Annotated in this window: 12 protein-coding genes; all 12 read left to right on the top strand. The window is 45.1% G+C overall.

The window, feature by feature from the left end:
* The first annotated feature begins 151 nt into the window (after positions 1-151).
* The 12 genes from cmk to spoIVA all read left to right on the top strand — a co-directional run bounded on the left by cmk (position 152) and on the right by spoIVA (position 12,176).
* Positions 152-862: a (d)CMP kinase gene (gene cmk, locus ACN6KS_RS20575; protein WP_280786601.1), complete on the top strand. Its 711-nt coding sequence runs from the start codon at positions 152-154 to the stop codon at positions 860-862.
* Complete coding sequence (locus tag ACN6KS_RS20570) at positions 859-1,446, top strand: lysophospholipid acyltransferase family protein (RefSeq protein ID WP_094870073.1); 588 nt, start codon at positions 859-861, stop codon at positions 1,444-1,446. The genes cmk and ACN6KS_RS20570 overlap by 4 nt, the downstream gene beginning before the upstream one ends.
* 175 nt (positions 1,447-1,621) lie before the next feature.
* Positions 1,622-2,944: a 30S ribosomal protein S1 gene (gene rpsA / locus ACN6KS_RS20565; RefSeq protein WP_170880310.1), complete on the top strand. Its 1,323-nt coding sequence runs from the start codon at positions 1,622-1,624 to the stop codon at positions 2,942-2,944.
* Positions 2,945-3,113: 169 nt separating this feature from the next.
* On the top strand, positions 3,114-4,439 hold the full coding sequence (gene der / locus ACN6KS_RS20560) for a ribosome biogenesis GTPase Der (protein ID WP_042190218.1): 1,326 nt from the start codon (positions 3,114-3,116) through the stop codon (positions 4,437-4,439).
* Positions 4,440-4,451: 12 nt separating this feature from the next.
* On the top strand, positions 4,452-5,069 hold the full coding sequence (gene plsY / locus ACN6KS_RS20555) for a glycerol-3-phosphate 1-O-acyltransferase PlsY (protein WP_094870072.1): 618 nt from the start codon (positions 4,452-4,454) through the stop codon (positions 5,067-5,069).
* Positions 5,062-6,102 (top strand): NAD(P)H-dependent glycerol-3-phosphate dehydrogenase, encoded by a 1,041-nt coding sequence (locus tag ACN6KS_RS20550; protein ID WP_094870071.1) that lies wholly within the window; start codon positions 5,062-5,064, stop codon positions 6,100-6,102. Before plsY ends, ACN6KS_RS20550 begins: the two co-directional genes overlap by 8 nt.
* 66 nt (positions 6,103-6,168) lie before the next feature.
* Positions 6,169-6,444 (top strand): stage VI sporulation protein F, encoded by a 276-nt coding sequence (locus ACN6KS_RS20545; protein ID WP_076284557.1) that lies wholly within the window; start codon positions 6,169-6,171, stop codon positions 6,442-6,444.
* Positions 6,445-6,639: 195 nt separating this feature from the next.
* The gene (locus tag ACN6KS_RS20540; protein ID WP_094870070.1) at positions 6,640-6,819 is read left to right on the top strand and encodes a DUF2768 family protein; all 180 of its coding nucleotides are present in this window, start codon (positions 6,640-6,642) and stop codon (positions 6,817-6,819) included.
* A gap of 34 nt (positions 6,820-6,853) precedes the next feature.
* Positions 6,854-7,222, top strand: a complete 369-nt coding sequence (locus ACN6KS_RS20535; protein WP_094870069.1) for a 2Fe-2S iron-sulfur cluster-binding protein — start codon at positions 6,854-6,856, stop codon at positions 7,220-7,222.
* Positions 7,223-7,252: 30 nt separating this feature from the next.
* Positions 7,253-7,999, top strand: coding sequence for a hypothetical protein (locus ACN6KS_RS20530; RefSeq protein ID WP_440960384.1), 747 nt, complete (start codon positions 7,253-7,255; stop codon positions 7,997-7,999).
* 233 nt (positions 8,000-8,232) lie between these two features.
* Positions 8,233-10,287: a serine hydrolase domain-containing protein gene (locus ACN6KS_RS20525; RefSeq protein WP_440960383.1), complete on the top strand. Its 2,055-nt coding sequence runs from the start codon at positions 8,233-8,235 to the stop codon at positions 10,285-10,287.
* Between the two features lie 410 nt (positions 10,288-10,697).
* Positions 10,698-12,176 (top strand): stage IV sporulation protein A, encoded by a 1,479-nt coding sequence (gene spoIVA, locus ACN6KS_RS20520; RefSeq protein ID WP_094870067.1) that lies wholly within the window; start codon positions 10,698-10,700, stop codon positions 12,174-12,176.
* The last annotated feature ends 208 nt before the right edge of the window (positions 12,177-12,384 follow it).

Raw genomic sequence — 12,384 nt, 5'->3', positions numbered from 1 at the left:
TATAATTTTATAAGTCGCAGGCAATGCCTGCTTTTTTCTTGATAATATCATCAAGCATATCCATTTGTATGTGCTCCTTGATATTGCAGGAACGAACTTGACATCGCTAGATGCTTTTCTTATGAAAGAGTGTTTGAGGAGGAATGCCCCGTTGGATAGGCAGGGTACACATACTTACGACAGAATTAACGTCGCCATCGACGGACCTGCCGGGGCAGGCAAGAGTACTGTAGCCCGATTGGTAGCCCAGAAGTTGTCTTATATTTATGTCGATACAGGCGCAATGTACCGGGCAATCACCTGGTATATGATCCGAGAAGGCATAGAACCGGAAGATCAGAATCAAGTGAACCAGAAAGTTCACGATATGGTTATTGAGCTTATTCCGGAAAAAGACATCCAGAAGGTGCTGATTAATGGGGAAGACGTAACGCCGCATATTCGGAGTCTTCAGGTTAGCGGCCTTGTGTCGCAGTATTCGAAGATCGAAGGTGTAAGGTCCAGACTGAGTCATTTGCAGCGTCAGATGGCGCTTCGCAAAGGCGTTGTAATGGATGGCCGCGATATCGGTACGACCGTGCTGCCCGATGCCGAAGTAAAGATTTTTATGACGGCAAGTGTGGAAGAAAGAGCTCTCCGTCGTTATAAGGAATTGAGAGGCGCGGAATCGGTGACGCTTCAGCAGCTTGAACATGATATTGCACAGCGGGATCGTCTGGATGAAGGACGGGAAATTTCACCGCTGCGCCGTGCGGAAGATGCAATTCTTCTGGACACGACCTTTATGGATATCGATCAAGTTGTGGAGGCCATTGTATCCCATTGTAGATCTCATGTTGACGGGGAGAGAAATCATTTATGATTTATGTATTTTGCCGAGGATTGCTTCGCTTGATTTACGCAATTGTTTTCCCGCTTAAGATTGTGGGGGAAGAGAATGTGCCAAAGGAGGGCGGGGTGCTGCTCTGTGCCAACCATATTAGTTTGCTGGATCCGATGACTATCGGGATTAAGTTAGACCGTCAGGTAAAGTATATGGCTAAGGCAGAACTTTTTAAGGTTCCTGTGCTTGGCTGGCTCATTAACAAATTGGGTGCTTTTCCGGTTAAACGTGGTGGCGTAAGCAAAGAATCCATTAAAACGGCCCTTAACACACTTCGTGGTGGTAATGTCATGGGTATCTTCCCGGAGGGTACGCGTAACTCTGATGCCGGAGTTGCCAAGAAAGGTGCTGCAAGCTTTGCACTTCGAAGCGGTGCTGCAGTTGTTCCAGCCGCAATTGTCGGTGAGTACAAACCCTTTCGACGGATGGTTGTAGTCTATGGGGCTCCTATAGATCTCAGTCAATTTGCCGGTGCAGGAAGTGAATCTCTCGAGGCTGTTACCGATGTCATTATGGAACGCATCAATGAGATGAAGAAGTCGGGTATACCAACCGTTGGTTAAGGGATAAACGGAATCACAAATTTCGTCCTGTGCTATGATTAAATAACGGCATAGTCGCTATTTTTTGGAACATACTATCTTCAAGTGTAATTTGTAATACCAAGCAATGCTTGTTTTGAACTCTGCTATACGCAGGTTTAAATAAATGGGGTTTTGAATCGAGGAGGCTAATCACATGTCTGAAGAAATTAAAAATCAGGAAGCTACGGAGAGTAATGAAACCGTAGAAGCGGTGGAATCCGCTGTGACAGAAAATAACGGAGCTGTAGAAGAAGTTGCTGCCGTTAACGAAGAAGAAGTGACTAACCAAGCTGACTTGGAAATCATTTCTTTGAAAAAAGGCGATACCGTGAAAGGAACAATCGTCAAAATCGAAGATAACCAAGCTTATGTAAGCATTGGATATAAATACGACGGTGTGATTCCAATTCGCGAATTGTCCGCAGTACAACTGGACAACGCTGCTGCAGCAGTAGAAGTTGGACAGGAAGTAGAATGTAAAGTTGTTAGCATCAACGACAACAAGGAAAGCCTTGTTCTTTCCAAACGTGCTGTTGACAGCGAAAAATCATGGGAAGATCTTGAGAAGTACTTTGCTTCCCAAGAAGCTTTCGAAGTTACTGTGGCTGACGTTGTTAAAGGCGGTCTAGTAGCTGATGTTGGAGCACGTGGATTTATTCCAGCTTCCATGGTTGAGCGTCACTTCGTTGAAGATTTCAGCGATTACAAAGGCCGTACCCTTCGCGTTAAAGTGAAAGAACTTGACCGTGAGAACAGCAAAGTAATCTTGTCCGCTAAAGAAGTTCTCGAAGAAGAGTTCGAAGCTAACAAGCTTAAAATTATGGCTGAACTGTCTGAAGGTCAAATCATTGAAGGTACTGTACAACGTCTGACCCAATTCGGCGCATTTGTTGATGTTGGCGGAGTTGACGGTCTTGTGCACGTATCCGAAATCGCTTGGAATCACGTAGAGAAGCCTTCTGATGTAGTTTCTGAAGGTGATAAAGTACGTGTTAAAGTACTTAAGGTTGATCCTGAAAAAGGAAAAATCAGCCTGAGCATTAAAGCTGCTGCTCCAGGTCCTTGGGACTCTGCTGCTGGCGAAATCAACATCGGTGATGTTGTAACAGGCGTTGTAAAACGTCTTGTGAACTTCGGAGCATTCGTTGAATTGCTTCCAGGTGTGGAAGGTCTTGTGCACATTTCACAAATCTCCCACAAACACATTGCTACTCCACACGAAGTATTGAAAGAAGGACAAGAAGTACAAGTGAAAGTACTGGACTTCAATCCATCCGAGAAACGTGTTAGCCTGAGCATCAAAGAAACTGAAGAAGCTCCAGCACCTACTGCTAGACCTGAACGCAGCAACAGCAGAGACAGAGCTCCTAAAGAAGTATTGAATAACCCTAACGTTTCTCTAAGTAACGAAGGCCTTAGCTTTACGCTTGCTGAACGTTTTGGAGACAAGTTAGACAAATTCAAAGGTAATAACTAATCCTGCTTTTTGAATATACGGGTAAAGTAATCGGCGAGCCCTCGATACGGGGGTTCGCCGATTCTCTTTTTCCAGCGACAGAAAGATTTATTGGAACTAACATGAGTGTTAGCCAATTTTAATGTTTTTTGCTATGATGAGTATCGTAAGGATGACAGGAGGAATGAATATGGCAAGACCCGTTGTGGCAATCGTTGGGAGGCCTAACGTCGGGAAATCGACGATTTTTAATCGGCTGATTGGCGATAGATTGGCCATTGTAGAAGATAAACCGGGGATTACACGTGACCGGATTTATGGTATTTCAGATTGGAACGGTAAGTCGTTCAGTGTGATTGATACCGGAGGTATTGAAATTGATGGAGATGACACGATTCTGAAATCCATCCGCGTTCAAGCGGAGCTGGCGATTGAAGAAGCAGATGTTATTGTATTTATGTGTGAGGCGAAGAGTGGTGTGACGAATTCAGATGAAGAGGTAGCTCAGATTCTGTTCCGTTCAGGTAAACCGATCGTTCTTGCCATCAATAAAGTGGATAATATGAAGCGTGCAGATGATATTTATGAGTTCTATAGCCTGGGCTTTGGAGATCCAATCGGAATTTCCGGTAGTCATGGTACAGGACTCGGTGACTTATTGGACGCTGTTGTAGAACGTCTGCCGGAAAAAATAGATGATGAGTATGATGACGATGTCATTCGTGTAGCTTTGATTGGCCGTCCGAATGTAGGTAAATCCTCTTTAGTTAACGCAATTCTGGGTGAAGAACGCGTTATTGTTAGTGATATTGCAGGTACTACTCGAGATGCTATTGATACACCTTTTGAACGTGATGGACAACGTTATGTGCTTATCGATACTGCAGGTATGCGCAAAAAAGGCAAGGTATATGAGAACATTGAGAAATACAGTGTTATGCGTGCTATGCGGGCGATTGAACGGGCTGATGTGGTTCTCGTTGTAATTAACGGTGAAGAGGGCATTATCGACCAGGACAAGCATATTGCTGGTTATGCACATGAAGCTGGTAAAGCATCTATTTTTGTTGTGAATAAATGGGATGCCATTGAGAAAGACGACAAGACTATGCAAAACTTCGAGTCTAAGATTCGTGACCATTTCTTGTTTATGAGTTACGCACCGGTTGTCTTCTTGTCGGCTTTAACTAAACAGCGCCTGCAAAAACTGCTTCCAGTGGTTCAGCATGTATCTCAACAACATGCACTACGCATTACTACGCATCTGGTGAACGATGTTGTATCGGATGCCATTGCAATTAACCCTCCTCCAACTGACAAAGGCCGTCGCTTACGTATTAACTACGTAACGCAGGTTGCGGTGAAGCCACCGACGATCGTGGTGTTCGTAAATGACCCATCGCTGATGCACTTCTCCTATGAACGTTACTTGGAGAATAAAATCCGCGCGGCGTTTAATTTCGAGGGAACGCCAATCCGTCTCTTTACACGGCGCAAATCCGAAAACGAAGGTTAGGGGAGAAGAAGTGTGGCGCTTGAACTTCTGGTTATCGTTGTAAGCTATTTGCTTGGTTCTGTCAGCTTTAGTGTGCTGTTCGCCAAGCTACTAAAGGGAATTGATATCCGTCAATATGGGAGCGGCAATGCGGGGGCTACCAATACACTGCGTGTACTGGGAAAAGGCCCTGCGATAGCTGTGCTAGTTCTGGATGTACTGAAGGGTGTTGCCGCAGTTTGGTTAGGAACTTGGGTAGGCGGCTGGGGAACCTGGGTTGCTGCTCTTTGCGGAATCGCTGCCATTGTCGGACATAACTGGCCGCTTTACTTTCGTTTCCGTGGGGGAAAGGGCATCGCTACTACGATCGGTGTTATGGCCACACTGTGTTTATGGCCTGCACTGCTCGCTGGTGCTATCGCCATAGGATCTATCTTTATCACTCGTTACGTATCACTTGGCTCGTTGATTTTTGTCGCGCTGACACCAGTCTTTCTATTGTTGACAGGATTTACACAGCCTGTGCTCTGGACCAGTATTATCATCGCGGTTTTTGCCTTCTGGCGGCACCGGACGAACATTGTTAAGATTGTAGAGGGCCGTGAGAACAAGATAGGCTCAAAAGTAAAAGGAGGGAATCGTGTTGTCTGATAAAGTAACCGTACTAGTAGCGGGGAGCTGGGGAACTGCGCTGGCAAGTGTGCTGGCTGCGAATCACTCGGAAGTTTATCTGTGGACACGTAACTCTGATCAAGCTGCCGAGATCAATGGTTCTCATATCAATAATAAGTATTTACCTGGGATTTCCCTGCCCGCAAACATCATTGCAACCACCGATATGGAGACCGCAGTTTCCGGTTCTAAAGCGGTTGTAATTGTAGCCCCATCTTCAGGTATGCGACAGGTTGCTCGCAGTCTGAAGCCGTTCTGGAAGGATGAAATGCTATGCGTTCATGCTACGAAGGGCTTTGAGACTGAAAGCAAGAAACGGATGTCGATCGTTATTGCTGAAGAACTCGGCTGTGACGAAGGGCAGATTGTCGTTCTCTCCGGACCGAGTCATGCAGAGGAAGTAGTTCGCCTGTGTCCTACTACAGTTGTTGTGGCTTCGCCTGATGATAAGCGTACTGCTGAAGCACAGGAATTGTTCATAAACAATGATTTTCGTGTATATACGAACCGTGATCAGGTAGGAGTAGAGCTTGCCGGCGCACTAAAGAATATTATTGCACTCGGTGCAGGTCTATCCGATGGTCTTGGGTTTGGGGATAACGCTAAGGCGGCGCTTCTGACACGTGGTCTGGCCGAGATTTCCCGGGTAGGAGTCGAGCTTGGAGCGAATCCATTGACCTTTGCAGGGCTTGCAGGTGTTGGCGATCTTGTAGTGACTGCTACGAGCCAGCACAGCCGTAACTGGCGTGCTGGCTTTATGCTCGGGCAAGGAAAACCACTGGATGAGGTGCTGGAGTCGATGGGAATGGTTGTCGAAGGTATTCGTACCACGGAGGCTGCTTATGCCATTTCCATCAAGCTAGGGGTCCAAATGCCTATTACAGATCAAATTTATCATGTTCTTTTTAAAGGTAGAAGTCCACGTAGTGCTGTTGAAGCTCTGATGGGCCGTGATCGTAAACCTGAGCTTGAGGCGATTTCTCAGGAAACTTGGGAGCAGTGGCATTCCTGATCCTGTTCACCTTTTTCCGCAAATTCTCATATGTTGTATTGGGGATTGACGGAGGAGGGATGAAAAGTGAGCAGAGATTTTTCCAAGGATGCATTGAACGCCATTAACAAAAAGGCGGGCAAGAACATTACGGAAAGTGCCGTCAAAAAGCTAGCCAGTACGGTCAAACCAGGAACTACGCAGAATGAAGCCCAGCTCCGCCAGTTAATTAAGCAGGTGTCATCGATGGCGAAAGTGCCGGTCAGTGAAGCTACTGTGCAGGAAATTGTTAATGCCGTCAAAAAAGGCGGTGCAGGTTCCGGCACAATGGAGTCTTTAATGAAAATGATGCTTAAAAAATAGCTTTAGGTTGGGTGAGCAAAAGATTCAGAATCCATGAGATTCTGTTATCTTTTGCTCTTTTTTTATTTATTGGTAAACTCTCACAGCTAAAATATCTTAATAATAATATATAAAAAATGATGTTTTTTTACAGAATAGGATAAGGTCATGATATAATAATCCCTAATATATTACAGGCGAATGGGGGCTTTGACCTTGGATCCGATGACAAAAATGTGGTTGTCCCTGATTGCAATGCTGATTATGGGACTGTCTGTATTTCTAATAACTTTTGCTCGGAGCAAAACAAAGGGACTGCTTAAAGCACTGCTGTCTATCCTTGCGTTTATCATCATGTTAGTTGGCCTATTGGGCGGAGTTGTTTCGATTATGTAAGCAGTTACATAATGTTAAGGAAGGAAGTAACATCATGAAATCGCAAAATGGCGTCACCGTTATATTTCAACCTGAAGGTCGTAAAGCTGTGGTAAATCGCGGTATCTCGTTACTGGAAGCAGCTCGTAAAGCCGGAGTGACGATAACCACACGCTGTGGAGGAAAAGCAGGCTGTCTGATGTGCAAGGTTAAAATTGCGAATGAAGAGGCCACAGCGCTGAGACCGCCAGGAGATATTGAACGACGTAAGCTTGGAACTACGTTAGAAGAAGGAGTGCGTCTGGCCTGTCAGGCTGCCGTATGGAGCGATGTGACCGTTCAGGTGCCAGAAGATCCACTTAAGGCTGCTGTACGCCGTAAGCTTGAAGCTGCGCGGCGTGGGGAAGAAGATGAGCTGTGGTAGTGTTAGATTGTCACCGTGGGAGGGACTCGGTTGGAGTTTATACGCAGAAAGAAGAAACTAAAGGCAGGAGCAAGACTTTTTCTAGTAGTGGTGTCAATCACTCTTACTCTTTCGGGATGTCTGTATCCCGGAGAAGAAAAGCGTGCTAGCGTTAATTATCGAGAAAGTGTTAAGCGGATACAAGCAGCCGTTGATGATTTTCAACAGGAGGAAGGTGTGCTTCCGATCCTTAATGCGGATGAAGCCACTCCAAGATATGAGAAGTTCCGGATAGACCTAGGCAAGCTGAACAATAAGGGATATTTGGATGATATTCCGGCTACGGCTTTTGAACAGGGCGGAAGTGCTTATTTTCTTATATTGAATGAGGAAAGCGATCCTGTTGTTAAGGTTATGGATCTTGTTACCGTCCAGAAGGTGAATGATGTGCAGCGTCAGATAAATCGTTATAAATCAGCTCATGACGGCTCTTTGCCCGTACTTGATGAGCTATATCCAGGAGTTTACACCATTGATCATAAGAAGGCAGGTATAAGCTCCATATCATTAACTAGCGTCTATTCCGGTCAGAATCTTGATTTCATTATGGATAAGGCTGGAACGGTCTACGTAGATTATGTCTTTGATATTATAGCTGCCATCGAAAAGAATGGTGGAGAACATGACGAGAAAAAGGACCTGCGACTGGATTTGGAGGAAGCTTCGTATTACGTGCCCGTGAAGTCTTTACCGTATCTATGGATTAACAATCAGCCGGTTCCGCAGCCTCCTAGCTAAAGTTAAAGAACGCCTAATACTTCGGATATTTTCGGAAGTATTAGGCGTTTTTTTGTGTCTTAACAGAAGCTTAACGGTCTGTTATAAATCGCAGATGGAATTAAGGCTAAGTTCAATAGCACGTAAGACTCGAATGCTAGAATGAAGGTAAGAAAGGAGATTCAGTTCAGGCTAGAGATCAATCATGAAAAATTCGTAATCATTCAAAATTAGTGAAAAAGGATGTTGATGACATGAAAAAAAGATTCATATGGACGCTTTCAGCGGCATTACTCCTGACCCAGCTTATTCCAATAGGCGCGATGGCTTCCAGCAGCGTAGTTGCGGTTTCTTCTAAACCGCTAGAGAAGCTCGCTTCTGAGAAAGCAGCGCTTCTAACTGAACAATATGGGATAACCAGCGTGCAGTATGCCTTGATCGACAATGGAGTGATCAAAGTATCGGGACAATCAGGAATTAACGACATAGAAGGAAAAATCCCTTTAACGAAGGAAACCATCTATGGTATTGGCTCTACGAGCAAAATGTTTACCGCCTCAGCAGTCATGAAATTAGTGGATGAAGGTAAAATCAATCTCGATACACCCGTTGTACAATATATTACGGATTTCGTGATGGAAGATGATCGTTACAAAAAGATTACTCCGCGCATGTTGTTGAATCATTCATCAGGTTTTCAAGGTTCGACTTTAGCTAGTGCATTTCTATTTGATGATCCAGATACGTACGTACACGATACGCTGCTAGAGCACTTGTCTACACAGAAATTAAAGGCAGAACCGGGAGCTTTTTCAGTGTATTGCAATGATGGGTTTACCCTCGCAGAAATTCTTGTAGAAAGAGTCAGTAAAATGACTTTCACGGAATTCATTCATCATAATTTTGCTGTACCTATGGGTATGAACCATACCATGACGCCACAAGACAAGGTAGATTCAAGCAAATTTGCAGGTCTTTACTCTCCTGCCTTCGAGGGCCAGCTCCCGACGGAGACGACCAATGCTATTGGTACAGGCGGAATCTACTCTACTGCTGAGGATTTAGTCCGATTCTCGGAAATCTTTACTGGGAAGCGAGCAGATGTACTCTCAACCAAATCAGTACAGGCCATGGAGCAAGAAGAGTATAGAAAGGGATTTTGGCCCAAAGATGACGGGGATAATTCTGCTGACTACGGACTTGGTTGGGACAGTGTACGATTATTCCCTTTTAACGATTATAGTATAAAAGCCCTTGTTAAAGGAGGAGACACACAGATGTATCATTCCTCCCTTGTCGTGCTTCCAGAACAGAATATGGCTGCAGCAGTCATTTCCTCGGGGGGGAGCTCCGTAATTAATCAGCTGCTGGCAAGTGAACTGCTCCTTCAGGCGATGAAAGAGAAGGGCGCAATTAAAGAAATCAAGCCAGATAAATCATTTGGCAAGCCAGTTAAGGCTGACATGCCAAAAGACCTTGTGAAGTTCGCAGGTTATTACAGTGCGCTTAGCAGCCAATGGAAGGTAACTATTAAAAATGGGGAACTCTTTTTATCAGGAACGACTGCCCCGGAACAAAAATTTATTTACACCACAGATGGAACTTTTGTTGATGAGGAAGGCAGCACAAAGGTTAATTTTGTTAAGGAAAGTAACGGACGGACTTATTTGTGGATGAGTCAGTATATTTCGGTTCCTGAATTAGGCCAGCTTGCATTTTCTGAATACAAGGCGGAGAAATTGGAAGTTGCAGCATTGAATAAAGAAACCGCAGATGCGTGGGCAAAAAGAGAAGGTAAGTCATACTATCCAGTCAGCGAGAAATTCAGTTCCATCACCTATATGAACATGATTAGGCCAACAATACAGACAAGCGAAGGTTACTTCAGAGATATGAAGATAACAGGTCCAAATACGGCTCAGGGCCAGCACGAAATTCCTGGCATCGCGGGCCGGGATACATTGGATATTCTTTTCTATGCAAAAGAAGGCATAGAGTTCTTTAATGCGGCTGGAACCTTGTATATGAGTGAAGACGGCGTGATGCCGCTGTATAAAGGCAAATCGTCGATAACTACGATACAGGCGGATGGTTATGCTAGATGGTTCAGCGTTCCTGAAACAGCAGCTGGAAAGAAAATGGTAGTCAAGATGCCGGCAAAAGGGGCTTTTATGGTATACGATGAAACGGGAGCCCTCGTAAATAACACGGTCATAAGCAGTAAAAATGAAGTTGTACTGCCTGAGAAGGGCTATATTGTATTTGCCGGGAATGCCGGATCTTCTTTTGGTATTGCCCTAGTGAAATAGTGAGTAGAATGAAAGCATTCTAAGCTTCCAAATATTCTATAATTTTCTTCATGCATATCCACTAAAATAGTTCTATCAATGAATCCTACCTCATATGATGAATGAGTAAGCTTCCGGGCGTCAGACGCCTTGCGGCGCGCACAACTGATTTTTAGAAATTACATTGCAAAATGCGCGATTATGGGTCATAAATTCGTTCCGGATACATATGATGATACTAGTCCAAATGCATGTCCGAGCATTCGGAGTTTAGCGCGGGGCCAGTACGTCCCGGTCGAAAGCAGCTAGGCTTCGGGCGGGCATACGATAAGTCCGGTGGATGTCCTGCAAGGGTCAGATTACCGGCGGAACGCGAAGTCGATGCTCTTCAGGCATTTTTTCTTCGGAGTAATATGAGGAGGGGATCTCTTTTGGAAAAAGTGGATATTTTCAAGGACATTGCCGAGCGTACCGGCGGAGACATTTATCTTGGCGTCGTCGGCGCGGTTCGCACGGGGAAATCGACATTTATCAAGCGCTTCATGGAAACAATTGTCCTGCCTAACATCACGAATGAGGCAGATCGGGTAAGAGCTGTGGATGAGCTTCCGCAAAGCGCAGCAGGCAAAACAATTATGACCACTGAACCTAAGTTCGTGCCTAACAGCGCAGTCCAAATCAAGGTTGCGGAAGGGCTTGAGGTTAATGTTCGACTGGTAGACTGTGTGGGTTACGCTGTAGAAGGCGCTAAAGGCTACGAGGATGAGAATGGACCAAGAATGATCTCTACACCTTGGTTTGAGGAGCCAATTCCTTTTCAGGAAGCGGCAGAGATCGGGACCCGTAAGGTCATCCAGGAGCATTCAACGCTTGGTGTTGTAGTAACAACAGATGGTACGATTGCAGAAATTCCGCGGAACTCGTACGTGGACTCTGAAGAACGCGTCATTGCAGAGCTGAAGGAAGTGGGTAAGCCATTTGTGCTGGTCATTAACTCGACTCGGCCGCGCAGTGAGGAAGCACAGCAGCTCCGCAGTGAGCTAGCCATCAAATACGATATCCCTGTCATGACGCTCAGCGCAGCAAACATGACTGAAGAGGACGTAACCGGTGTACTTCGTGAAGTATTATACGAATTCCCTGTTCATGAAGTGAATGTGAACTTGCCGAGCTGGGTCATGGTGCTTGGAGAGAATCATTGGCTGCGTAGTAGCTATGAAAACTCCGTTCGCGATACGGTAAAAGACATTCGCCGCTTGCGGGATGTTGACCGGCTCGTATCTCAGTTCACAGAGTATGATTTTATCGATAAAGCTGGCCTAAGTGGTATGAACATGGGTCAGGGTGTAGCAGAGATCGATCTGTATGCCCCAGAAGAGCTGTATGATCAGGTTCTGATGGAGGTAGTAGGGGTTGAAATCCGCGGTAAGGATCACTTGCTCCAGCTGATGCAGGAATTCTCACACGCGAAAAGAGAGTACGACCGTTTCTCGGAAGCTTTAGAAATGGTCAAGACTACCGGTTATGGTATTGCTGCTCCTTCGCTAGCTGAAATGGCGCTAGATGAACCAGAGCTGATTCGTCAAGGCTCTCGCTTCGGGGTTCGCTTAAAGGCCACCGCGCCATCAATTCATATGATTCGTGTTGATGTTGAATCTGAATTCTCACCAATCATTGGTACAGAGAAACAAAGTGAAGAGTTGGTTCGTTATCTGATGCAGGATTTCGAGAACGACCCGATTAAGATTTGGGAATCCGATATTTTTGGGCGCTCCTTGCATTCCATTGTGAGGGAAGGTATACAAGGCAAGATCGCGATGATGCCGGATAATGCACGCTACAAATTGCAAGAAACGCTTGGCCGGATCATCAATGAAGGCTCAGGCGGGCTTATTGCAATTATTCTCTAACTTAAATTTAAGCAGATTGGAAGAGTGGGAGAGATCCCACTCTTTTTATGTGTAAAAATAATGAAACTTGATTCCTAGTTCCTATAATAACGGTGAATCTGACTCAATTTATTTCTGAAAAGAAGAATTAACCTGGTCTTATAGGTCTATAAAATTAGATAGCAATTGGATGTTTATGCAAGTGTAGATGATAATTTCTACTCCTTTT

This window comes from Paenibacillus nitricinens, assembly GCF_052056485.1.
GTDB classification, from domain to species: Bacteria; Bacillota; Bacilli; order Paenibacillales; family Paenibacillaceae; genus Paenibacillus_AQ; species Paenibacillus_AQ nitricinens.
The sequence above is the reverse complement of the archived record's forward strand: the minus strand, read 5'-3'. Positions and strand labels throughout refer to the sequence as shown.